The organism is Streptomyces sp. Inha503 (assembly GCF_047215865.1).
GTDB lineage: Bacteria > Actinomycetota > Actinomycetes > Streptomycetales > Streptomycetaceae > Streptomyces > Streptomyces lycopersici.
The window spans coordinates 10,665,501-10,689,889 of sequence record NZ_CP178360.1; the positions used below are offsets into that span (position 1 = coordinate 10,665,501).

Below are 24,389 nucleotides of genomic sequence, written 5' to 3' on the forward strand. Positions count from 1 at the left end.
TGGGCTCGGTGAAGGGGAGGGGATACGTCAGTCGGTCGCGGCGAAGACGAGCCGACCGTCGACATAGGTCCGGCGCACCCGGGCGTCGGCGATCTCCTGGGAGGGGCCCGCGAACGGATCGCGGTCGAGCACCACGAGATCCGCGTACTTGCCCTCCTCGATCGTGCCGGTCATGTCGTCGAGGTGGTTCACCCAGGCGCTGCCCGCGGTGTACGCGGTGAGCGCCTCGGCCAGGGACAGGGCCTGCTCGGGGTGGAACGGCGGGTACGGCGCGCCGGGGGCCTCCTCCGGCGGCACGGTGCGGTTGACCGCGACATGGATGCCCCACAGCGGGTTGGGGCTGCTCACCGACCAGTCGCTGCCCGCGACCAGGCGGGCCCCGGCGCGCCGCAGATCCCCGAACGGATATTGCAGCGCGGCCCGTTCGGGGCCCAGGAACGGGATCGTCAACTCGTCCATCTGCGGTTCATGCGCTGCCCACAGCGCCTGGATGTTCGCGGCCACGTTCAGGCTCGCGAAGCGTCCGATGTCGTCGGGGTGGACGACCTGGAGGTGGGCCATGTGGTGCCGGTTGTCGTTGACGCCATTGGCGGCGCGGGCCGCGGCGAGCGCGTCGAGGGCCTCACGGACGGCGCGGTCGCCGAGCGCGTGGAAGTGCACTTGGAAGCCGGAGCGGTCGAGCGCGCACACCGCCTCGATGAGCAGGGCGGGGTCGACGAAACTCAGCCCGGAGTTGGCGGTGGGGCAGCCGCAGCCGTCGAGGTAGGGCTCCAGCATTCCCGCGGTGAAGTTCTCCGCCACGCCGTCCTGCATGATCTTCACGCTGGTGGCGTTGAAGCGGCCCACCTGTCCGGTGCGGCGGTGCTCCACCAGCTCGGGAAGTTGTTCCAGGCCGCGTTCGCGGTCCCACCACAGGGCGCCGACGACGCGGGCGAGCAGCGAGCCTTCGCGGGCCGCGCGCAGATAGACATCGAAGTTGTCGGGGTTGCCGGGGAAGGTGCCGATCATGGCGTCCTGCCAGCCGGTCACTCCCAGCGAGAACAGGTACTCCTGCGCGGCGAGCAGACCGGCGTACGCCTCGTCCGGTGTCGCGATCGGCATATGGCGGGCCACCAGCTCCACGGCGCCCTCGTGCAGGGTGCCCGCCGGGAACCCGTCCGGCTCCCGCTCGATCCGGCCGTCCAGCGGGTCGGGGGTGTGGCGGCCGACCCCCGCGAGGTCGAGTGCGCGGGTGTTGGCCCAGGCGCCGTGGCCATCGCGGTTGGTGAGCAGGACGGGCCGGTCCGGCACCACCGCGTCGAGCGTGCCGCGCGTCGGCGTACCCCCGGGGAAGCTGTCCATGGACCAGCCGCCGCCGCGGATCCAGGCCGCGTCCGGATGGTCCTCGGCGTACTGGGCCACCACCGCGAGACAGTCTTCGGCGGTGCTCCGCCCACCCAGGTCGCAGCCGAGCATCAAGGATCCGCCCACCACGGGATGGACATGGGCGTCCTGGAACCCGGGGACGAGCAGTCCGCCCTCCAGGTCGACGACCTCCGTGGCGGCGCCGGCGAGCGACCACACCGCGCTCGCCTCGGCGACGGCGAGGATCCGGCCTCCCCCTACGGCGACGGCGGCGTCCACCGGGGTGGGCCTTGTTCCGGCCCCGGTGAAGACCCGGCCACCCACGAAAACGGTGTCGGCCTGTTGGCTGCGGTGTGCCATCGAAGCAACCTCCGGCTCGGCGGGCTGACCCGCTGGCTTGTTCGTTGTGGAGGAGTGAACGGCAGCGCAATGCTGTTGTCAACGGTATTGCGCTGATCGTTTCCTGGATCGATACACTGGCCGCACCATGCCGAAGTCACCCGCCAACACGGCCCGGAGCAAGCGCGCAGGCAGTCAGCTGACGCCCGACGCGATCATCGACGCGAGCCTGCGCATCGCGGCCCGCGGCAGCGAGGACGCCTTCACCGTCCGGCGCCTGGGCGAGGAGCTCGGTGCCGACCCGACCGCGATCTACCGGCACTTTCGCGACAAGGACGAGCTGCTGCTGTCCGTCGCGGACCGTACGCTCGGGGAGGTGCTCGACAGCATCCCCGAGGGCCTCGACTGGAAGGGGCGCATCCGGGCACTCGCCGACGGCTCGCTTGCGGTCGCCCTCAAATACCCGGTGGTGGGCTCGGCCATGGCAAGCCGGACCACCCGGCGGCCCAACGAGTTCCGGGTCGTCGAACTCATCCTCGGCGCCGTCATGGAGGCCGGGCTCGAGGGCGCCGAGGCGGCCCTCCACTACCGGATGGTCGCGGACTCACTCCTCGCCTACGTCGGTCAGCAGGCCGCCTATTTCCTGTTCGACGCGGAGGCCCGCGCGGCTGACGAGTCCGCCTGGACCCGCGAGTACCGGCTGGTCGACCCGCGGGCACTCCCGAACATCACCCGTCTGAGCGCCGAACTCGCCGAGGTGACGGACGAGCAGATCTTCGAGACCACGGTCGGGGCGCTGATCTCGGCGATCGAGAAGCGAGCCGAGACCCTGCGGGGGGCCCAGGGGGTGTCCGACGGATCTTGAGGCCTACGGCGGGCCGCTCCCCTGGCCCGCCCCTTCCCGCGGTATCGATCTGCGGCTCCGCCGCGTGGCAGGGGCTTCGCCCCTGGACCCCGGGGTCTGGGACGAAGCCCCAGTATTCGGGAAGGGGCGGGCCAGGGGAAAGATCCACCGGACAGGGCCTCGCCGCCGGTGGCGGAGCGGCCGTGCCGGTCAGCGGGCGATGCCGGCCGGGCGGAGGCCGCGGGCCAGGTCGAGCAGGTCGTCGGCCACCCGCCGGGGGTGCTGGGCATGCAGATCGTGCTCGGAGTCGAGATATTCACGCATCGTCGCATGGCGCAGATCGGCCGTGGTCTCCCTGATGCGGGAGCGGATGCGGTCCGCCCACTTCGCGTCCGCGCCCTTGGGGATGGCGGGCATCAGCAGGGTGGGCACGTCGATGGCCGCGTACCACGGCCGCGGCGGCTCGTTCCAGATGCTGTGCAGGATCGACATGTGCTGCTCGATGGACATGCGCCGGGACAGCGATCCGTCCGGGTTCTCGCGCATCGTGGCCACCGCGGCATCGATCGCCGCCGGGGACCAGTCCGGGTGGATGGCGCGGAAGTAGTCGCTCACGCTCCGCACCGTGGCGCCCTCCAAGGACGCCGGGCGCAGCGCCCCGACGAACGCGTCCCAGGAGGGGAACGCCTTGGCCGGCTCCAGCCAGCCGCCGTCCACCAGGGCCAGCGCGGCGACCAGCCCGGGGTGCTCGGCGGTCAGCCGCACCGAGATGTTGCCGCCCCAGGAGTGACCGGCCACCACCACCCGGTCCAGCCCGAGGGCGGTGGACGCCGCCACCAGATCCGCGACCGCGGTCGGGATGTCGTATCCGGTCTCCGGGGTGTCGGAGTCCCCGTGGCCGCGCAGATCCACCGCGTACACCGCATGGCCCGCGGCGGCCAGATGGTCGGCGACCTCGTCCCACAGCCGGGCGCTCGACGCCATGCCGTGGACCAGGAGAAAGGGAAGCGACGCCGTTCCCGGCCGGTGCCGGAAATGCAATTTCACATCGTCGGTTACGGGCACGGAAAGATCCATGGCGGAATTCTAGCCGGACCGCCCAATCCGATTCGACCGCCGGGGAGATGAGGTATGCGCGAATTAGCGGCGCTTTAGCGGGAGGCGAGATGCTGGCTGGCCGGGCGATTCATACTCGCATGCCGACCCACCTCCCTTGCCGACCGTAGACTCCGAGCCGAAGCGAGGCGCCGTGTATCCCCCGGAATCCAGGTTCGCCCATATCGACAACATCGACCTCACCGACCTGTCCTTCTGGGCACAGCCCTACGGCGACCGCGACGCCGCCTTCGCGGCGCTGCGCGGACGGCCGGAGCCGGTTCTCTTCCGCGAGCCGGTCATGCCCGGGTTCGGGCAGGGGTCCGGCTATTACGCGATGGTCCGGCACGCCGATATCGCCGAGGTGAGCCGGCGTCCGCAGGACTTCGGCTCCGTGCCCACCGCGATCAGCATCATCGATCTGCCGGAGGAGTTCAACAACTTCTTCGGATCGATGATCAATATGGACAATCCCCAGCACGCCCGGATGCGCCGGCTGGTCTCCCGCGCGTTCGGCCGGGGAATGGCCGCCGAGTTCGAGGCGGCTTCCCACAAGGCGGCCCGGAAGATTGTCGACGACCTCATCGCGGAAGGGCCGGGAGACTTCGTCCGGAAGGTCGCGGCCATCATGCCGATCGCGGTACTCAGCGGCATGATGGGGATTCCCGACGACGACTACGAGTTCATTTACGACCGGTCCAATATCATCGTCGGCACCTTCGACCCGGAATATGTTCCCCGGGCCGATCAGGCCACCGCCGCCCTGCTGAAGACCTCCCATGAACTCGCCGACTACATCGCACGGCTCGCCGCCGACCGCACCCGCAACCCCACGGGCGATCTGATCACCCGGCTGGTGCAGGCGCAGATCGACGGTGAGCGGCTCAGCCCCGAAGAACTCTCGTCCTTCTTCATCCTGCTGGTTGTCGCCGGAATGGAGACGACCCGCAACGCCATCTCGCGAGGTCTGGTGCTGCTCAGCGAGCACCCGGAGCAGCGGAAGCTGCTGCTCTCCGACTTCGAGGCGCACGCGCCGGGGGCGGTCGAGGAGATCCTGCGGGTCGCGACGCCCATCAACTGGATGCGGCGCACCGTCCGGCGCGACTGCGAGGTGAACGGCCACCGCTTCGAGGAGGGCGACAAACTGCTGCTCTTCTACTGGTCGGCCAACCGGGACGAGGACGTCTTCCCCGACCCCTACGAGTTCGACATCACCCGGGACCCCAATCCGCATATGACCTTCGGGTCGGTCGGACCGCACTTCTGCCTGGGCGCGCATCTCGCCCGGATGGAGGTCACGGTGCTCTTCCGCGAGCTGTTCAGCCGGCTGCCGGAGATCCGCACGGTTGGCGAGCCCCGGCGGCTGGTGGCCAGCTTCGTCGAGGCCATCAAGCATGTGGAGTGCGCCTTCTGACGCACCTGCCCCGCAGCACCGAGAACGCCGCGCGGGAGGGGGCCGATCCCCTCCCGCGCGGCGTTGTGCCCCGCGGGCCGTACTAGGCCGTGGCGCCGTCACCGGAGTTCACCGCGGCGTACGCCTCGGCCAGGTAGTGGCCCAGCTGGGCCGGGGTGGGGTATTCCAGGATGGCCACGAGGGGGATCTCCACGTCGGTGAGCGTCATCAGATTCCGGGTGAGCTCGAGCGCGGTCAGCGAAGTGAGCCCGTTCTCCAGGAAGTTGCTGTCGTCGTCCACCACGGTGGGGGCCAGGATGTCGGCCAGCTGCGCCCGTACGGTCTCCCGCATGACGTCCTCGCGCTCCTCGGCCGTGGCGATGGCGAGCGCCTGGTGCAGCGCCGCCCCGTCGAGTGCGGTCTCGCTCTTCTCCGTCTGCATCGCGGATCCCTCTCCTTGAGCTTCGGTGCCGTCGCCGGGGGTGTGGTTGTTGACTGTGGTGTGTGCGTTCATGGGTACTCCCGCCTGGTTGGGGCCGGTCGGCGTCGGTCACCGACCGCGGTGGGTGTGCGGCGTGCTCGAAGGGCCGGAGACGTCATCGAGGAGCCGATGTGTTCCCAGCTCGGAGGCGTGTGCGCTCATCCAGGCCCAGTCGATGTCCGCGATGATCACGGTTGCCGTGTCCGCCATGACCGCCTGCCGCAGCAGGGCGGCGGCCGAGCGCTGGGGGAGCGCGGGCAGCCCGTTGGCGCGCAGCTGCTTGGCGGCGCCGACGGCCGTGTCGGGGTCGTCGATCGAGCCCCAGCACACCGAGGTCGCCGGGACGCCCCGGGCCCGGCACTCCTGGGCGAGCGCGCTTAAGTAGGCGTGCGCCGGCGCCTGGTTGCCCAGACCCGGGCTGGGCAGGACGCCCACGACCGAGCATCCGAGCACCAAGGCCGACAGCTCATGGTCGGTGCCGAGGGCGCAGAGGTTCACCGCGCCCGCCACCGTGGCCGCCCACTCGCGCTCGATCCGCGCCACCTCCAGCTGCCCCGCCTCCGCGGCCAGGGGCGCCGTGAGATGCAGGACGGCCGTCAGCGGGAACTCCGCGGGAATGCCCGCGACGACCGCGGTGAGCGCCTCCGGGTCCGCCGCATCGACGGTGGCCACGGACGTCCGTACGCCCGAGGCGCCGAGCTCGGCCACCAGGCCGGCGGAGGGTGGCGCGGTGTCGACGAGCAGCAGGTGTTCGGCGCCGTCCCCGGCCGCCCAGCGGGCGGTGTGGGCACCCAGGGCGGTGGCGGCACCCGTGATGAGGACCGTTCCCCGCAGCCGTCGGGCGGGGATGGCGAGGGCCGTGGGGACATCGCGCACCAGACGCCGGGCGAAGCAGCTGTCGCCTCGTACGGCCACGTCCACTTCGCCGTACGCCCCGGCCAGCACGCCCGCGAGCCGCCGCCCCGCGCGGTCGTCGAACCTGTCCGGCAGCTCGACCAGCCCGCCCCACCAGCGCGGACGCTCCATCGCCAGCGCGCCGCCCAGGCCCCGGAGCCCGGCCTGCTCCGGACGGGACATCGGATCGCCCACGTCGACGCTGACGCCACCGCGGGTGGCCAGCCACACAGGGGCCTCGACCCCAGCCCGCCGCAGCGTCTCGAACAACTCCACGGTCGGGGCCAGCGCCGGGCTCCGCCCGTCGTCCGCCGGTGGCCGAGCGTCTTCCACCGCCAGGAGGGAGAGCACCCCCGCGACCGGCGGCCCGGCGAGGGAGAGTGCGGTGTCCGGAGCGAACATGACGGTCTCCGCGCCATGGTCGCGCAGCGCGGTGGTCACGGCGGCCACCGTGGCGTCCTCGCCGCCGTCGCCGGACGTCACGACCAGCCAGGTGCCGGTCAGCCGTGGTGTCGGCGGGTCGGGGAGGGGCTTCCAGGCGATGCGGTGGCGCCACTCCCGCTGCCGCCGCCAGGTGGCCAGGGCGGGCAGGATCTCCGCGAGCGCTTCCCGCCGCTCGGCGGGCACCTCGAGCGCCCGGGTCAGGGCCGCCGCGTCCGTACGTTCCACGGCATCCCAGAACTCGGCCTCCGCCCAGGTCTCCACCGTGGGCACGGCATCCGACGGCGCCTCGTTCTCCAGCCAGAAGCGCTGTCGCTGAAAGGCGTACGTGGGCAGGGCGACGGCGCGGGGAGCCGGGTCGCCGTCGAACAGGGCGGCCCAGTCCACGGTGGCGCCCCAGGTGTGCGTACGGGCCAGGCCGCACATCAGCGCCCGCACCTCGGCCCCCTCACCACGGAAGGGCGCCAGCACCAGCGCGGCCGGGGCGGAAGGCAGCATCGCCCCGGGCCCCAGCTCCCACACCGCACCGGCCCCGTCGAGCGAGGGCATGGGCGGCCGCTCGTACTCCACCGGACCCGGATCGGCGTCGGTGGCCACCAGCCGGCAGGCGTCGGCGAGGTCCAGAGCACCGGTGAGGTGTGCCGCGGCGATCTCACCGACCCCACGGCCCACCACCGCGTCGGGGCGCACCCCCACCGAGGCCAGCAGCCGGGCCAGCGCGACATAGAGGGCGAACAGCCCGGCCCGGGAGGACGCGTCGTGCACCCCCTTCACCCCGAGCCGTTCACCGATCTCGTCGAAGGCCGTGGCGAAGACGGGGAACCGGTCGTACAGCTCGCGGCCCGTCCCCGGCCGATGACCGCCCTCGCCACCGAAGGCGAACACCGTCCCGCCCGCCGAGGCCGTCGCGCCGGTACGGGCCACATCGGGCCCCACCACCGAGGGGTGCGGCTCACCGGCCGCCAGCGCGGCCAGCCCCGCCCTCAGCTCGTCCGGCCCCCGGCCGACCACGACCGCCCGGTGGTCGAACACCGACCGCGTGGTCACCAGCGACCAACCGACGTCCGTGGGGGACAGCCCGGGAGCGGCGGCCACATGTGCGGCCAGCGCACGGGCCTGGCCACGCAGCGCCGCCGCGCCCCGCGCGGACAGCACCCACGGCACCACCCCCGGGACGCGGGCGCCACCCTCGTCGGCGGCGCCCTCCACCGATTCGGTGAACTCCTCCAGAATCACATGGGCGTTGGTACCGCTGGCGCTGAACGAGGACACCCCGGCCCGCCGCGGCCGGTCCACCCGCGGCCAGTCCATCCGCTCCGTCAGCAGCCGCACCGCGCCCTTGCGCCAGTGCACCAGCCTGGTCGGCCGGTCGATGTGGAGCGAACGCGGCAGTACGCCCCGGCGCATCGCCATCACCATCTTGATCACACCGGCCATTCCCGCGGCGGCCTGCGTATGACCGATGTTCGACTTGATGGATCCCAGCAGCAGCGGCCGGTCCTCCGGACGGTCCTGCCCGTACGTGGCGAGCAGCGCCTGGAGCTCGATGGAGTCGCCGAACGCGGTACCCGTGCCATGCGCCTCCACCGCGTCCACGTCCCCCGTGGACAGCAGGGCGTTCGCCAGGGCGTCGCGGATCAGCTGCTGCTGGGCGGGGCCGTTGGGCGCGGCCATGCCCGTACTGGCGCCGTCCTGGTTGATGGCCGAGCCGCGGATCACGGACAGCACCGGATGGCCGTTGCGCCGTGCGTCCGACAGCCGCTCCAGCAGCAGCAGACCGGCGCCCTCCCCGTACACCATGCCGTCGGCGGCGTCCGCGAACGACCGGCACCGGACATCGGGCGACAACTGACGCTGACTGGAAGCCACTTGGAACACGCTCGCGGTGTACATGATGGCGGCGCCACCGGCCAGCGCCAGCGTGCACTCGCGCCGCCGCAGTGCCCCGGCCGCCAGATGCATCGCCACCAGCGACGACGAACACGCGGTGTCCAGGCTGACCGCCGCGCCCTGAAGGCCGAGGGTGAACGCCACCCGGCCCGAGGACACACTGCCCGCGTTGCCATTGCCCACATGGCCCAGCAGACCCTCGGGGATCTCGTCCAGACGCGAGGCGTAGTCGTGGTACATGACCCCCGTGTAGACGCCGGTCCGGCTGCCCCGCAGGGTGTGCGGATCGATGCCCGCGCTCTCCGTCGCCTCCCACGCCAGCTCCAGCAGCATCCGCTGCTGCGGTTCGATGGCCGCCGCCTCCCGGGCGCCGATGTCGAAGAACTCCGCGTCGAAGTCGGCCGCGTCGTAGATGAAACCGCCGGCCCGCACATACGAGGTGCCGTGGTTCTCCGGATCGGGGTGATAGAGGTTCTCCAGGTCCCAGCCCCGGTCGGTGGGGAAGCTGGAGACGGCGTCCCGCCCGTCGGCCACCAGGTCCCACAGCTGGGCCGGGGTGCGCACACCGCCGGGGAAGCGGCAGGCCATGCCCACGATGGCGATCGGCTCCTCCAACTCCTCCTGGGCCTCCCGCAGCCGCTGCCGGGTCTCATGGAGCTCGGACGTGGTCCACTTGAGATAGTCGACGAGCTTTTCCTCGTTGCTCATGAGCCGCCCGCACCCACTGCGCTGCGCGGGCTCAGATCCACCAGCGCGAGCTCATCGGCGGTCAGCGGCGGCTCGGTGAGCTCCGGGAGGACCCGGTCCTTCTGCATCAGTGACAGGAAGCCGCTGGACGCCAGCTCGGACTGCGGGGCGGTGAGGCTGATGACGTCGGTCACCACATCACACACCGCCGAGGAGCGAATCGACCGGTCGGCGATCAGATCGGAGAAGCGCTGCCGTGCCACGGACCCGCCCGTCAGCCGTGGATCCGTCGTGTTCATCCGGCAGTTGACGTACTCCACGTCCTTGGACGCGGCCATGATCCAGGGGTCGTCCACGGTGGCGCTGATCGCCTGCTGGGCCCGGTGCGTCGCGCCCCCGGCGATCCCGGACCGCTGGAGCTCGGTGTCCAGTGCGGCGGCCGCACGAGCCGCGGAGCTCATGCCGTGGCCGTAGATCGGGTTGAACGCGGCCAGCGCGTCCCCGAGCACCAGCAGCCCCTCCGGCCAGATGTCCAGCCGCTCCGGATACAGCCGCCGGTTGGCACCGACCCGAGAGACGGCCACCGAGGTCAGCGGCTTCGCGAGCGCGATGAGATCGGCGACCAGCGGATGACGCAGTGTCCGCGCGTAGGGCAGGAACTCGTCGTCGTGGGTGGGCAGCCCGGCGCCCCGGGTGCACGACAGGGTCACCATCCAGGTGTCGTCCTCCTGCGGATACACCACCCCGAACCGGCCCGGCTCGCGCAGCCGGTGGTCGGCGGCCACGTTGACGGCGGGGAATCCGGCCGCGGCGCCCGGCGGACCCTGGTACACGCGGGTGGCGTAGGCGATGCCCGCGTCGACGATGTCCTCCTCAAGCGGCGGCACCTCCAGCGCCGACAGCCAGTGCCGGAGCCGGGAACCGCGCCCGGAGGCGTCGACCACCAGATCGGCCTCCAGGGTTTCGCCCGCCCCGGTGTCCACGTCACGCACCCGGACCCCGGTGACCCGTTTGGCGTCGCCGACCAGATCGAGGATCTCGGTGCGCCGGCGCACGGTGATCCGCCCGGTGGCGAGTACGCGGTCGCGGACCTTCCAGTCCAGGAACGGGCGGGTGCACATCAGGGCGTACTGCCGGGCCGGAAAGCGGTGCTGCCAGCCGTGGGACGTCAAGGTCACCAGGTCCTGGTGGAATCCGATCCGGCGGGCGCCCGCGTCGAGCAGTTGGTCGATCATGCCCGGCAGGAGCGTGTCCACGATGCGCGCACCGCTGGACCACAGCACATGGACATGGCGCCCCTGCGGCGAGCCCTTGCGGTGCCGGGGTCCGTCCGGCAGCACATCGCGCTCCACGACGGTGACACGCTCCAGATGGCGGGCCAGCACATGGGCGGCCAGCATTCCCGCCCAGCCCCCGCCCAGAACGATTCCGTGTGTGGGTTCGGTCATGGTTCTCGCTCTCCTCCCTTCACCGCTTACGGCTTTCCCGTCAGACTGGGGCTGCCCTTGGCCTGGACCATCTTGGCGAGGTTCTGGGTGACGGCCATGAAATGCGCGACACCGGTGAGTTCGGGACCGTCGCCCACCTTCGTATCCGTGATGCCCCAGAAGGCCTGGGCGTGATGGACCAGACCGTCATCGCCGAGTTCGATCACGCCGATGATGCTGAAGGTGAGTTTGGTCGGCGCGTACACCGTGACCGTGGTCGGCACCGCCACCCTGCGGCCGTCCATGGACGTGACCGGACGGCCCGGGGTTTCGTGCACCTGGCATTCGATGGACCAGGCGATGTGTTCACGAAGCGCGTCCTTTCCGATGAGCGGGGGCGCGCCGACCGGGTCCTCGAAGACGATGTCGTCCGAGAACAACTCCAATACGGCCTCGACATCACCCTCGTTCATGCGCCGCGCGTATTCCAGAGCCATCCTCTTGAGGGTCGCCTCATCGGCCATGAACGCCTCCTGTGCGGTGCCGGGGTCGTGGGGAATCAGTCGGCGATACCAATGTCCGACCTCCCCCAGAACATCTTCAGTTCCTGAATGAGGCCACCGGCCCCCGCGCGCATCATCAGGACGTACTCCCAGGTGATGCGGGAGTTCTCCGGGGCGTCCTGAGCCACCAGCCAGCCGCGCTCGGCGAAGCCGGGACCTTTGGGCAGATAGTTCATGGTGGCCGTCACCGGCACCAGGACATGCACCCCGTCCTGCCCGGCGACCGGCTCACCGGGAATCTCGGTGATACCCGCCGCGGTGAGTTCCTCGAAATGCGCACGAAGGGCGTCCCGCCCGGTCCTGCGCCCCGAACCGACCGGATCCTCGAATGTGACCTCGTCCGCGTAGAGTTCGAGAAGCCCGTCGACATCCGCGGCGTTCATCCGGCGGCTGTGCTCGAGAATGAGCTTCTTCCGGCTTCGCTCGTCAATCACCGTGTGCCCCCATGTGCATGCTCTCCGTCGCTTTCGCTTCGGCCCAGGTCCTGGTCGATGAACTGGAAGATCTCGTCGGCCGTGGCGTCCTGAATGCGGCCGGCCGTTTGGCCTTCCTCCGTTCCGCCGCCGTGCAGGGCACCCAGTTTCGACAGCGTGGACTGAAGGCGCTTCAACAGCGCCTCATGTGCCGTCCCGTCCTGGGCTACGGAAAGCAGCGCGCTTTCCAGCCTGTCGATTTCGCCCAGCATCGGGGCGAGCGGATCCACATCCTCGGGCGCCAATTCCGCATGCAGATGGACGGCGAGCGCGGCCGGATTCGGGTGGTCGAAGATGAGGGTGGTGGCCAGCCGCAGCCCGGTCACGGCCGTCAGCCTGTTGCGCAGTTCGATCGCGGTGAGCGAGTCGAAACCGAGCTCCAGGAAGCCACGCTCGGTCTGGATCCGCCCCGGGTCGGAGTGGCCCAGCGCCGCCGCGGCATGGGTGAGGACCAGATTGAGCAGCGTACGGCGCTGCTCCTGCACCGGCAGCGCGGCCAGATGACCGGCCCAGTCGGTGTGCGGCCGGGCCGTGGCCGCGGTGCGCCGGGCCGTACCGCCACCGGTGAGCGCCCGCAGGGGAGCGGGCAGGGTGAGGGCCGGCCGGCCCGCCAGCGCCCGTACGTCCAGGTCGATGGCGATCAGATGGTGGTGGCCGTGGCGCACGGCGGCGTCCAGCAGCCCCAGCGCCCGCTCGCTGGACATCGCCCCGATGCCCGACCGGCTCATCCTGGCCCGGTCCGTCTCCCCCAGATGCCCCGTCATGCCACTGGCGTCGGCCCACAGGCCCCACGCCACCGAGAGCCCCGGCAGGCCGAGGGCGCTCCGCCGGGCGGCCAGGGCGTCGCAATAGGCGTTGGCAGCGGCGTAGTTGGACTGCCCGGAGGCGCCCAGCGTGCCCGCCGTGGAGGAGAACATCACAAACAGGGACAGCGGCAGCTCCGCGGTCGCGGTGTGCAGATGGGCCGCGGCCGTGGCCTTCGGACGCCACACCCGCGCCAGCCGCTCCGGGGTCTGGGTGGTGAGGACGGCGTCGTCCAGCACCCCGGCCGCGTGGACCACACCGGTCAGCGGATGCGCGGGATCGACCCCGGCCACCAGATCGGCCACCGCGTCCGGGTCGGCGACATCGGCCGCGGTGATGTGTACCCGCGCCCCCAACTCGGTCAGCCGATCGGTGAGTTCATCGGCACCGGCCGCCTCCGGGCCGCTCCGGCTCACCAGCAGCAGATGCCTGACGCCCCATGCGCGCACCAGGTGTTCGGCGACCAGAGCGCCCAGGGTGCCGGTGCCACCCGTGATCAGCACGGTGCCTTCGGTGTCGAGCCCGGTGGTCCGCTCCTCGTCCTGGCCATCGACGGCCGGGCCGGTCGCGGCCGTCGCACGGACCATCCGGGGCACCAGCACCCGTCCGTCCCGCACCGCCACCTGGGGCTCATGCGCGTCGATCGCGCGCACCACGGCCTCCACGATGCCCTCGCGGTCCGCGTGGCCCTCGTGGTCCTCGTGGTCCTCGGCGAGGTCCAGCAGGACGAACCGGCCCGGGTTCTCGGACTGGGCGCTGCGGATCAGCCCCCACGCCCCGGCGCCGGACGGGTCCAGTGTGGTGTCGTCGGTGTCGTCGGTGTTTTCGTTGGTATGGCTCGCTGCCACGGCACCCCGTGTGACGACCACCAGCCGCGTGTCGGCCAGCGCCGGGCGCCGCAGCCAGGACTGCACCAGCCCCAGCAGCTCCTCGGTCGCCTCCAGCCCGTCCCCGTGGCCGCCCTCGGCGGCGTACGGATGGGCCAGGACGACGGCAGGAGCGGGTTCGCCCGCCTCGACGGCCGCGATCAGCGCATCCAGGTCCGGATGGCACGCCACCGCATCGCTCGTGCCCGCCCGTACCGGCTCCGCCAGCCTCAGCGGGTCCTCGCCCAGCACCACCCAACCACCCTCACCGACCACCGAGTCGGGAGAGGGCGCGGTGGCCGGAGCGGGCAGCGGAGTCCAGTCCAGGGTGAACAGCCCGTCCACGGCACGGGCGGCCGTGCGCAGCCGGTCGGTCGCGGCAGGACGGGTCACCAGCGAGTCGACCGTCAGCACCGGCGCGCCCACCGTGTCCGCCACCGTCAGCCGCAGCGACTGCCGCTCCTCGTCCCGGGACAGCCGGACCCGTACCGTGGCCGCCTCGGTGGCCCACAGAGACACGCCGTTCCAGGCGAACGGCAACCACACCTGGCCGTCGTCCTCCTGCCCCTCGGGCCGGTCCATCAGCAGCGACGGATGCAGCGCCGCGTCCAGCAGCACCGGATGGATGCCGAATCCGTCCCGGCTTCCGGCCGCATCGGGCAGTGCCACCTCGGCGAGGACATCCCCGCCCTGGCGCCACGCGGCCGTCAGGCCCTGGTACGCCGGGCCGTAGCCGTATCCCGCCGCCATCACCTGCCCGTAGAAGGCGCCGACATCCAGCGGCTCCGCGCCCGGCGGCGGCCATGCCCCGCCCAGGCCCTCCACCGGTGCGGGGGCCTCGGCGGCGGGTGCGAGCACGCCCACCGCATGACACACCCACCCCGTGTCCGGGCCGGAATCGAGGGCCGGGGCGTGGCCGAGGCCGTTGGCGGTGTTGGGGTCGTCGGAGGCGTTGGGCCGGTCGGGCCGGTCGGGCCGGTCGGGACGTGAGTACATCCGCACCTCACGCCGCCCGTCCTCCGCCGCGGCGCCCACCACCACCTGCACCCGCAGCCCACCGAACTCGGGCAGCGCCAGCGGCACCTGGAGCGCCAGCTCCTCCACCCCGCCGCAGCCGACCTCGTCCGCCGCACGCAGCGCCCACTCCACCAGCATCGCGCCCGGCGCCAGCACCGCCCCCGCCACCACATGCTCGGCGAGCCATGGATGGGACCGGGTGGAGATCCGCCCGGTGAGCACATGAGTGGTGCCGTCGGCGAGTTCCACGGCGGCGCCGAGCAGCGGATGCCCGGCGGCCGTCAGCCCCAGATCGGCTGGGTTGCCACCCGGCCCGCCCTCTCCGTCCAGCCAGTACCGCTCACGCTGGAAGGCGTAGGTGGGCAGGTCGATGACGCGGGGTGCGGGGTCGGTGCGGAACCAGCGGGTCCAGTCGACGCTGACTCCGGCGGTGAACGCCTGCGCCACCGACCGCGCCAGCTGGGCCGCGCCACCGTGGTCGCGTCGCAGGGTCGGGATGGTGACCGCGTCGACCCCCGCCTCCTCGATGCTCTCCTGCATGCCGATGGTGAGGACGGGGTGGGTGCTGGCTTCGATGAACACGCGGTGGCCGTCGTCGAGGAGTGCTCGTACGGCGTCGGCGAACCGTACTCGTTCGCGGAGGTTCCTGACCCAGTACGCGGTGTCGAGTCCGCTGGTGTCCATGCGGGTGCCGGTGACCGTCGAGTAGAACGCCACCTGGCCCGACACCGGCTTGACCCCGGCGAGGAGTTCGTTCAACTCATCCGCGATTTCGTCGACTTGGGCGCTGTGGGAGGCGTAGTCCACGTCGATGAGGCGGGCGCGATGGCCTGTTTGTTCACATGCGGTGACGGCGTGGGCGACCTGGTCCGGTGGTCCGGAGACCACCACGGACCCCGGTCCGTTGACGGCGGCTACACCCACCCCCTCGGCGCTTTCGCCGAGTTCGGTGAGGAGTTGTTGGGTGTGGGTTTGGCTGAGGGTGAGGGAGGCCATGGCGCCGTGGCCGGTGAGGCGGCGGAGGGCGTGGGCGCGGAGGGCGACGATGCGGGCGCCTTCGTCGAGGGAGAGGGCTCCGGCGACGCAGGCGGCGGCGATTTCGCCTTGGCTGTGGCCGACGACGGCGGCTGGGGTGACGCCGTGGTGGTCCCATACGGCGGCCAGGGAGACCATGACGGCCCACAGGGTGGGCTGTACGACGTCGACGCGGGCGAGGTCGGCGGCGTCCACGCCACCGCGCAGGACGTCGGTCAGGGACCAGTCGACGTGGGGGGTGAGGGCTTGTTCGCATTCGGCTACGCGGGTGGCGAAGACGGGTGAGGTGTTCAGGAGTCCGGCGCCCATGCCGAGCCATTGGGAGCCTTGGCCGGGGAAGACCAGGACGGGGCCCATACCGATGCCGCCGCCGGTGGTGGTATTCGGTTCGATGATGGTGGGGTGGGTGTTGCCGGTGGCGAGGGCGTTGAGTCCGGTCAGGAGTTCGTCGCGGTGTTGGCCGACGATGACGGCGCGGTGGTCGAAGACGGACCGGGTGGCGATGAGTGACCAGCCGACTTCCTCCGCTGTTGTCTCGGGGTCGGTGGCCATTCGTTCGGCCAGTGCCCGTGCCTGACCGCGCAAGGCCTCGGCGCCACGCCCGGAGACCACCCACGGCACCACACCACCCGCCGAAACACCACTCGCCGACACCCCGCCCCCCGAGGTGTCCGGCGCGGGGGCGGCCTCGACCGGCTCGGGGGCCTGCTCAAGGATGAGATGGGCGTTCGTACCGCTGATGCCGAACGACGACACACCCGCACGGCGCGGTCGTCCGTTCGCCCCCCACTCGACGGGTTCGGTCAGCAGCCGCACCTCGCCCGCGTCCCAGTCCACATGCGGTGTCGGCTCGTCGATGTGCAGCGAGGTGGGCAGCACCTCATGCCGCAGGGCCTGCACCATCTTGATGACGCTCGCCACCCCGGCGGCGGCCTGGGTGTGCCCGATGTTGGACTTGATGGAGCCGAGCCACAGCGGCCGGTCCTCCGGCCTGCCCTGGCCGTACGTGGCCAGCAGCGCCTGCGCCTCGATCGGATCGCCCAGCGTGGTGCCCGTACCGTGCGCCTCCACCGCGTCCACCTCGGACGGCGACACCCCCGCGTTGGCCAGGGCCTGCCGGATCACCCGCTGCTGCGAGGGCCCGTTCGGCGCCGTAAGACCATTGCTGGCCCCGTCCTGGTTGACCGCCGAACCCCGGATCACCGCCAGCACCCGGTGCCCGTTGCGCCGCGCGTCCGACAGCCGCTCCAGCAGCACCAGGCCGACGCCCTCGGAGAAACCCGTGCCGTCGGCCGCCGCGGCGAACGCCTTGCACCGCCCGTCCGGGGAGAGTGCGCGCTGGCGCGAGAACTCGGTGAACCCACCGGGCGTGGCCATCACCGTCACCCCGCCCGCGAGGGCCAGCGAGCACTCGTCCTGCCGCAGCGCCTGCACCGCCAGATGCGTGGCCACCAGCGACGACGAGCACGCCGTGTCCACCGTGACCGCGGGCCCTTCCAGGCCGAACGAGTACGACACCCGGCCCGAGACCACGCTGCCGAGGTTTCCGGTGGCCACATAGCCCGCCGAGTCGCTGGTCGTCTGGCCGATGAGCGACAGATAGTGGTACGAGTCCACCCCGGCGAACACCCCGGTGGCACTGCCGCTCAGCGCCTCCCGCGTGAGCCCCGCGCGTTCGAACGCCTCCCACGCCGTCTCCAGCAGCAGCCGCTGCTGCGGATCCATCGCCGCGGCCTCACGGGGGCTGATCCCGAAGAACTCGGCGTCGAAGTCGGCCACATCGCGGAGGAATCCGCCCTCGCGGGCGCTGCTGGTGCCGGCGTGCTCCGGATCCGGGTCGTAGAGGCTCTCCAGGTCCCAGCCACGGTCCTCGGGAAACGAGGAGATGACGTCCACGCCCTCGTCCACCACCCGCCACAGATCTTCGGGGGTCGCCACATCGCCGGGGAAGTGGCAGGCCATCCCGACGATGGCGATGGGCTCCCGGGCGCGGTCCTCGACCTCGCGCAACTGCCGCCTGGCCAGACGCAGATCGGCGGTCGCCCGCTTGAGATAGCTGCGGAGCTTCTCGTCATCCGTCATATCGCATCAACCCGATCGTCACGGCTGTCCTGATCCAGCGGTTTTGATTGAGCGGTCCTGGTCCAGTGGTCCTGGTCCAGCGGTCCCGATTCATCGGAGACTGTCGTCGGAGGGGACGGTCAGCTCGTTGTCGAGCGCCCGGAACAAGTCCTCGTCGCTGGCCGACGCCAGATCCTCCTCGGGGTCGTCGCCGTCCGCGTCCTGCCACGGGCCGTCCGCCTTGCGCAGCAGCTCCCGCAACCGGGCCGCGATCCGGGCCTGTTGCTCCCGGTCGGCGATCCCCCCGGTCAGGGCGGCGTCGAGGGAGTCGAGACCGGTGAGGAGCGAGTCCGCAGCCGCCGCCCCGGCCGGGACCAGGAGCTCCTCAAGCAGCCGCACCACCGCGGTGGGCGTGGGGTGGTCGAAGACCAGGGTGGCGGGCAGCCGCAGACCGGTGGCGGCACCCAGCCGGTTGCGCAGCTCCACGGCGGTCAGCGAGTCGAAGCCCAGCTCCCGGAAGTTCTGGGCGGGGTGGATGGCATCCGCCGTGTCATGGCCCAGTACCGTCGCCGTGGCGTTGCGCACCAGCTTGAGGAGTGCCTGCTGCCGGTCCTCCCCGGACATGGCGGCGAACGCCTCGGCCGGTGCCGCCCCGCCCGAGGCCACGGCTGCGGTGGCCGCCTGCGGGGCGGCGCCGCGCACCAGGCTCCTGAAGAGGGGCGGCAGATCGTCGGTATGGGCCCCTCGCCGCATGGTGGCCAGGTCGAGCCGGATGGGCGCCAGGGTCGGCAGGCCGCTGTCGAGCGCGATGTCGAGCAGCGCGAGGCCCTGTTCGGTCTCCAGCCCCACCATCCCGGCCCGCGCCAGCCGTGCCCGGTCGGTGTCGGTCATCCCACCGGTCATGCCGGTGACCTGGGCCCAGTACCCCCAGGCCAGGGAGGTGGCGGGCAGGCCCTGGGCATGACGGTGCACGGCGAGCGCGTCCAGGAAGGCGTTGGCCGCCGCGTAGTTGCCCTGGCCCGCGGCGCCCAGCAGCCCGGCCGCCGCGGAGAACATCACGAACGCCGACAGCCCGGCGTCGCGGGTGAGCTCATGCAGATTCCACGCCGCGTCGGCCTTCGCCCGCAGCACCTCATCGAGCTGATCAGGTGTGAGCGCCTCGACCGTGGCGTCGCGCAGCAGCCCGGCGGCGTGGACGACGGCGGTGAGTGGATGGCGGTCGGGCACGCTCTCCAGCAGCTTGGCCAGGGCGGCCCGGTCGGCCACGTCACACGCCACGATGGAGACGTGTGCGCCGAGCTCGGTCAGTTCGGCCGCCAGCTCCGTGGCCCCCGGGGCGTCGGTGCCCCGGTGGCTGATGAGCAGCAGCCGCCGTACGCCGTGGTGGGCCACCAGATGTCGGGCGGTGGCGGCGCCGAGAGTGCCCGTGCCACCGGTGATGAGGACCGTGCCCTCCGGGTCGAGGGCGGTGGGGAGCGTCAGCACGATCTTGCCGATGTGGCGGGCCTGGCTGAAGTAGCGGAACGCCTCGGGGGCCCGGCGGATGTCCCACAGCGTGGTCGGCAGCGGTTGCAGCGTCCCGTTCTCGAACAGCGTCGACAACTCGGCCAGCATCTGCTGGATACGGTCCGGCCCCGCCCCGCCGACCAGGTCGAACGCCCGATAGACGACCCCCGGACACCGGGCGCCGACCTCCTCGGGGTCACGGACATCCGTCCGGCCCATGTCGATGAAGCGACCGCCGGGGGCCAGCAGCCGCAGGGAGGCGTCCATGAAGTCACCGGCCAGGGAGTTGAGCACCACATCGACCGTTCCGGCGGCGGCGCGGAACACCTCTTCGAAGTAGAGGGTGCGCGAGGAGGCGATATGACGGTCGTCGAAACCACGTTCCCGCAGGGCGTGCCACTTCGCGGGTCCCGCCGTGGCGAACACCTCGGCCTCCCAGTGGCGAGCCAGCTGCACGGCCGCCAGGCCCACCCCACCGGTGGCCGCGTGCAGCAGCAGCTTCTCTCCGGCCCGCAGCCCCGCGAGATCGGCGAGACCGTAGTAGGCCGTGAGAAAGGCGGATGGTGTGGTGGCCGCCTGTGCGTAGGACCACCCCACGGGGATCCTGGTGATCATCCGGACGTCGGTGACCACCAGCGGTCCGGTGCCGTTGAACAGGCCCATGACCCGGTCGCCCACGGCGAACTCCTCGGTGCCGGGCCCCACTTCGATGACCACGCCCGCACCGTCGCCACCCAGCGGCCTGGGGTCCTCCACCATGCCCAGCGCCACCACGACGTCATGGAAGTTCACCCCGCCCGCCCGAAGCGCCACCCGGACCTCGCCCCGGCCCAGCGGGCGGGTGTTGTCCGGGCAGTCGACCAGCGCGAGCTGGTCCAGGCTGCCGTGGCCGGTCAGCCCCAGGCGCCATGTGGCCGACCCCTCCGGCGGGGTGAGCCGCTTGGCCGCGTCGTCATGGACCAGCCGCGGTACGTACGCCACCCCGTCCCGCAGCGCCAGCTGGGGCTCGCCCGAGGCCACGGCGTCGGACAGGGCCCGTAGCGAGGAATCCCGGTCATCGAGGTCGAGCAGCAGGATCCGGCCAGGGTTCTCCGACTGGGCGCTGCGCACCAGACCCCATACGGCGGAGGCGGGCAGATCGTGCACATCGTCATGGCTCTGCGGGGCGACCGCCCCACGGGTGACCACCGCCAACCGGGCGTCGGCGCATTCGGGAGCGGCGAGGAACTCCCGCAACACCCCAAGGGCCTCCCCGCCCAGGTCATGGGTGCGCTCCACCGGATCGCCGCGGCCATCGGCGGAGGAGCCGAAGAAGGCGAACACCACATCGGGGGCCGGGCCCCCGTCCGCCACCGCCGCCCGCACGGCGGCCATATCGGGGAGGTGGGAGGCATCGGGCGGCGCGTCGGACAGGGGACCGCCGTCCGGACCGATCACGACGGAACGGCACGCGGAGGTGCCCTCGGCCGGTGTCATCCGCGTCCAGGCCAGCTGGAACAGCGAATTCCTCCCCGCCGTACGGGCCCGGCCCAACTGCCCGTCCGGCACCGGGCGCAGGATGAGATCGTCCACGACGGCCACCGCCGCGCCGGTCGGATCGGCCGCGAGCAGGGCGAGCCGGTCCGATGCCGTCGGGGTGATGCGGATCCGCAGAGTGTCCGCGCCGGTGGCACACAGCCGCAGACCGCTCCAGGTGAACGGGAGCAGGATCCGGTGCGCCTCCTCTGAGTCAGGGGCGACATCCAGGGCACGGGCGTGCAGCGCGGCGTCGAACAGGGCGGGATGGATGCCGTACGCGGCCGCGCCCCCGCGCTCCCCTTCGGGCAGGGACACCTCGGCGTAGACGTCGCCGTCCAGCCGCCAAGCGGCGGTGAGGCCCTGGAAGGACGGTCCGTAGTGGTATCCGTGGTCGGCGAGTCGCTGGTAGAAGTCCTCGACGGGGAGCGGTGTCGCCCCGGGGGGTGGCCAGGCGCCGTCCAGGGCTGGGGAGTTGGGTGCGGCGGCGGTGGCGAGTGCACCGGTGGCATGCCGGGTCCAGGCCGTGTCACCGGTGTCGGCCGACGGCCGTGAATACACCGTGATCGGACGCTCGCCCGTGTGATCGGGAGCGGCCACGGCGATCTGCACATCGACCGCCTCTCCCCGCGGAATCACCAGTGGCGCGTGCAGGGTCAGCTCCGCCACATGGTCACAGCCGGTTCGCGCGGCCGCGTGCAGAGCGAGTTCGGCGAAGGCGGTGCCCGGCAGCAGGACGGTGTCCAGCACCCGGTGGTCGTCCAGCCACGGATGGGTCCGCGGCGACAGCCGGCCGGTCAGCAGCTGCGCGCCGCCCTCCGCGAGTTCCACGGCGGCGCCGAGCAGCGGATGCTCCGCCGACCCCAGCCCGAGGTCACCCGGGTCGCCACTGTGGCCACCCCGCCCGTCCAGCCAGTACCGCCGCCGCTGGAAGGCGTAGGTGGGCAGGTCGATGACGCGGGGTGCGGGGTCGGTGCGGAACCAGCGGGTCCAGTCGACGTCGACTCCGGCGGTGAACGCCTGCGCCACCGACCGCAGCAACTGGGCGTGGTCGCCGTGGTCGCGGCGCAGGGTCGGCACCGCGGCCGCGGGCACACCGGCTTCCTCGAAGGTCTCCTGCATGCCGATGGTGAGGACGGGGTGGGTGCTGGCTTCGATGAACACGCGGTGGCCGTCGTCGAGGAGTGCTCGTACGGCGTCGGCGAACCGTACTCGTTCGCGGAGGTTCCTGACCCAGTACGCGGTGTCGAGCTCGCTGGTGTCCATGCGGGCGCCGGTGACCGTCGAGTAGAACGCCACTTCCGCCTGGACGGGCTCGATCCCCGACAGCACGTCCCGCAACTCCCCGGCGATTTCGTCGACTTGGGGGCTGTGGGAGGCGTAGTCGACGTCGATGAGGCGGGCGCGGTGGCCTGTTTGTTGGCAGGCGGTGACGGTGTGGGTGACTTGTTCGGGTGGTCCGGAGATGACGACGGAGCCGGGTCCGTTGACGGCGGCGATGCCTACTGCCTGGGCGTTTTCGCCGAGTTCGGTGAGGAGTTGTTGGGTGTGGGTTTGGCTGAGGGTGAGGGAGGCCATGGCGCCGTGGCCGGTGAGGCGGCGGAGGGCGTGGGCGCGGAGGGCGACGATGCGGGCGCCTTCGTCGAGGGAGAGGGCTCCGGCGACGCAGGCGGCGGCGATTTCGCCTTGGCTGTGGCCGACGACGGCGGCTGGGGTGACGCCGTGGTGGTCCCATACGGCGGCCAGGGAGACCATGACGGCCCACAGGGTGGGCTGTACGACGTCGACGCGGGCGAGGTCGGCGGCGTCCACTCCACCGCGCAGGACTTCGGTCAGGGACCAGTCCACGTGGGGGGCGAGGGCTTGTTCGCATTCGGCTACGCGGGTGGCGAAGACGGGTGAGGTGTTCAGGAGTCCGGCGCCCATGCCGAGCCATTGGGAGCCTTGGCCGGGGAAGACCAGGACGGGGCCCATACCGATGCCGCCGCCGGTGGTGGTATTCGGTTCGATGATGGTGGGGTGGGTGTTGCCGGTGGCGAGGGCGTTGAGTCCGGTCAGGAGTTCGTCGCGGTGTTGGCCGACGATGACGGCGCGGTGGTCGAAGACGGACCGGGTGGCGATGAGTGACCAGCCGACTTCCTCCGCTGTTGTCTCGGGGTCGGTGGCCATTCGTTCGGCCAGTGCCCGTGCCTGACCGCGCAAGGCCTCGGCGCCACGCCCGGAGACCACCCACGGCACCACACCACCCGCCGAAACACCATCGCTGTCGCCATCGGTCGGCACCGTTGCGACGGGCGGCGTCCCGGCGGGGGCGGGTGCCTGCTCCAGGATGAGATGGGCGTTCGTACCGGAGATCCCGAACGCGGACACACCGGCCCGGCGCGGACGCTCCCCACGCGGCCACGCGACCGGCTCGGTCAGCAGCCGCACCGCACCCGACGCCCAGTCGGCGTGCGGCGTCGGCTCGTCGATGTGCAGCGAGGCGGGCAGCAGCTCATGCCGCATCGCCATCACCATCTTGATCACACTGGCCGCACCGGCGGCGGCCTGCGTATGCCCCAGGTTGGACTTGATCGAGCCGAGCCACAGCGGCCGGTCCTCCGGCCTGCCCTGGCCGTACGTGGCCAGCAGCGCCTGCGCCTCGATCGGGTCGCCGAGAGTGGTGCCGGTGCCGTGCCCGTCGACCGCGTCCACCTCGGCGGTGGACAGCTGCGCGTTGGCCAGGGCCTGCCGGATCACCCGCTGTTGCGAGGGCCCGTTCGGCGCCGTGAGACCATTGCTGGCCCCGTCCTGGTTGACCGCGGAACCCCGGATCACCCCGAGGACCCGGCGGTTGCGGCGCTGCGCCTCACACAGGCGCTCCAGGACGATCAACCCGGCGCCCTCGCCCCATCCGGTGCCGTCGGCGGCCGCCGCGAACGGCTTGCAGCGGCCGTCCGGGGCCATGCCGCGCTGACGGGAGAACTCGATGAACGCGCCGGGTGTGGCCATCACGGCCACACCACCGGCCAGGGCCAGATCGCATTCGCCGCCGCGCAGCGCCTGACACGCCAGATGGATGGCGACCAGCGACGAGGAACACGCGGTGTCCACCGTGACCGCGGGCCCCTCGAGGCCGAGCGTGTACGCCACCCGGCCGGACACCACACTGCCGAGGTTCCCGGGCCCGACGTAGCCCTCCACCTCACTGGTGATGTCGCCGATGACCGACAGATAGTCATGCGAACCCACCCCGGCGAACACCCCGGTGTTGCTGCCGCCCAGCGACGACCGGTTGAGCCCGGCGCGTTCGAACGCCTCCCACGCGGTCTCCAGCAGCAGCCGTTGCTGAGGGTCCATGGCCTGGGCCTCGCGGGGGCTGATGTCGAAGAACGCCGCGTCGAACTCGGGCGCGTCGTAACAGAATCCGCCCTGGTCCACATAGGACTTCCCATGGCTTTCGGGATCCGGGTCGAACAGCTCCTCAACGCCCCAACCCCGGTCCGTGGGAAAGCCGGAGACGGCGTCCTCGCCGTCCCGTACCAGCCGCCACAGCTCCTCAGGCGAGCGCACACCCCCCGGATAGCGGCAGGCCATGCCCACGATCGCGATGGGCTCCGGCTCGGCGGACTCGGCCTCCCGCAGACGCTCACGGGTCTGGCGCAGCTCGGCCGTGACCCACTTGAGGTGGTCGAGCAGCTTCTCTTCGTTCGACATCTAGCGGAGGCTCCTTGG

At 71.7% G+C, this 24,389-nt stretch carries 11 protein-coding genes; 2 read left to right on the forward strand and 9 right to left on the reverse strand.

Annotated elements, in window-relative coordinates; all coding sequences use genetic code 11:
• Window positions 1-27: 27 nt before the first annotated feature.
• Window positions 28-1,704, reverse strand: a complete 1,677-nt coding sequence (locus tag ACJX2R_RS44515) for an amidohydrolase (protein WP_413104725.1) — start codon at window positions 1,702-1,704, stop codon at window positions 28-30.
• A gap of 127 nt (window positions 1,705-1,831) precedes the next feature.
• Here ACJX2R_RS44515 and ACJX2R_RS44520 point away from each other — a divergent pair, with 127 nt between their 5' ends.
• A complete protein-coding gene (locus ACJX2R_RS44520; RefSeq protein WP_413104726.1) occupies window positions 1,832-2,548 on the forward strand; it encodes a TetR/AcrR family transcriptional regulator in 717 nt (238 codons plus the stop codon).
• Between the two features lie 189 nt (window positions 2,549-2,737).
• On the opposite strand, the gene ACJX2R_RS44525 is transcribed toward ACJX2R_RS44520, so the two are convergent.
• Window positions 2,738-3,604 carry an alpha/beta fold hydrolase gene (locus ACJX2R_RS44525; protein ID WP_413104727.1) on the reverse strand — a complete coding sequence of 289 codons (867 nt, stop codon included), beginning with the start codon at window positions 3,602-3,604 and terminating at the stop codon, window positions 2,738-2,740.
• A gap of 172 nt (window positions 3,605-3,776) precedes the next feature.
• Here ACJX2R_RS44525 and ACJX2R_RS44530 point away from each other — a divergent pair, with 172 nt between their 5' ends.
• Complete coding sequence (locus ACJX2R_RS44530; protein ID WP_413104728.1) at window positions 3,777-5,036, forward strand: cytochrome P450; 1,260 nt, start codon at window positions 3,777-3,779, stop codon at window positions 5,034-5,036.
• A gap of 82 nt (window positions 5,037-5,118) precedes the next feature.
• Here the strand turns inward: ACJX2R_RS44530 and ACJX2R_RS44535 are convergent, their stop codons facing one another.
• The 7 genes from ACJX2R_RS44535 to ACJX2R_RS44565 all read right to left on the reverse strand — a co-directional run bounded on the left by ACJX2R_RS44535 (window position 5,119) and on the right by ACJX2R_RS44565 (window position 24,371).
• On the reverse strand, window positions 5,119-5,529 hold the full coding sequence (locus ACJX2R_RS44535; protein WP_262706065.1) for an acyl carrier protein: 411 nt from the start codon (window positions 5,527-5,529) through the stop codon (window positions 5,119-5,121).
• 36 nt (window positions 5,530-5,565) lie between these two features.
• Window positions 5,566-9,429, reverse strand: a complete 3,864-nt coding sequence (locus tag ACJX2R_RS44540; protein WP_413104729.1) for a type I polyketide synthase — start codon at window positions 9,427-9,429, stop codon at window positions 5,566-5,568.
• On the reverse strand, window positions 9,426-10,856 hold the full coding sequence (locus ACJX2R_RS44545) for an FAD-dependent oxidoreductase (protein WP_413104730.1): 1,431 nt from the start codon (window positions 10,854-10,856) through the stop codon (window positions 9,426-9,428). The genes ACJX2R_RS44540 and ACJX2R_RS44545 overlap by 4 nt, the downstream gene beginning before the upstream one ends.
• A gap of 26 nt (window positions 10,857-10,882) precedes the next feature.
• The gene (locus tag ACJX2R_RS44550; RefSeq protein ID WP_413104731.1) at window positions 10,883-11,359 is read right to left on the reverse strand and encodes a nuclear transport factor 2 family protein; all 477 of its coding nucleotides are present in this window, start codon (window positions 11,357-11,359) and stop codon (window positions 10,883-10,885) included.
• 35 nt (window positions 11,360-11,394) lie between these two features.
• The gene (locus ACJX2R_RS44555; RefSeq protein WP_413104732.1) at window positions 11,395-11,832 is read right to left on the reverse strand and encodes a nuclear transport factor 2 family protein; all 438 of its coding nucleotides are present in this window, start codon (window positions 11,830-11,832) and stop codon (window positions 11,395-11,397) included.
• Window positions 11,829-17,675 carry a type I polyketide synthase gene (locus ACJX2R_RS44560; protein WP_413104733.1) on the reverse strand — a complete coding sequence of 1,949 codons (5,847 nt, stop codon included), beginning with the start codon at window positions 17,673-17,675 and terminating at the stop codon, window positions 11,829-11,831. The genes ACJX2R_RS44555 and ACJX2R_RS44560 overlap by 4 nt, the downstream gene beginning before the upstream one ends.
• A 90-nt stretch (window positions 17,676-17,765) precedes the next feature.
• Window positions 17,766-24,371, reverse strand: a complete 6,606-nt coding sequence (locus ACJX2R_RS44565) for an SDR family NAD(P)-dependent oxidoreductase (RefSeq protein ID WP_413104734.1) — start codon at window positions 24,369-24,371, stop codon at window positions 17,766-17,768.
• Between the last annotated feature and the right edge of the window lie 18 nt (window positions 24,372-24,389).

Coding starts and splice junctions, on each gene's coding strand:
- ACJX2R_RS44535 (WP_262706065.1), bottom strand. CDS start 5,529: ATGAACGCACACACCACAGTCAACAACCACACCCCCGGCGACGGCACC.
- ACJX2R_RS44540 (WP_413104729.1), bottom strand. CDS start 9,429: ATGAGCAACGAGGAAAAGCTCGTCGACTATCTCAAGTGGACCACGTCC.
- ACJX2R_RS44515 (WP_413104725.1), bottom strand. CDS start 1,704: ATGGCACACCGCAGCCAACAGGCCGACACCGTTTTCGTGGGTGGCCGG.
- ACJX2R_RS44565 (WP_413104734.1), bottom strand. CDS start 24,371: ATGTCGAACGAAGAGAAGCTGCTCGACCACCTCAAGTGGGTCACGGCC.
- ACJX2R_RS44550 (WP_413104731.1), bottom strand. CDS start 11,359: ATGGCCGATGAGGCGACCCTCAAGAGGATGGCTCTGGAATACGCGCGG.
- ACJX2R_RS44560 (WP_413104733.1), bottom strand. CDS start 17,675: ATGACGGATGACGAGAAGCTCCGCAGCTATCTCAAGCGGGCGACCGCC.
- ACJX2R_RS44520 (WP_413104726.1), top strand. CDS start 1,832: ATGCCGAAGTCACCCGCCAACACGGCCCGGAGCAAGCGCGCAGGCAGT.
- ACJX2R_RS44525 (WP_413104727.1), bottom strand. CDS start 3,604: ATGGATCTTTCCGTGCCCGTAACCGACGATGTGAAATTGCATTTCCGG.
- ACJX2R_RS44545 (WP_413104730.1), bottom strand. CDS start 10,856: ATGACCGAACCCACACACGGAATCGTTCTGGGCGGGGGCTGGGCGGGA.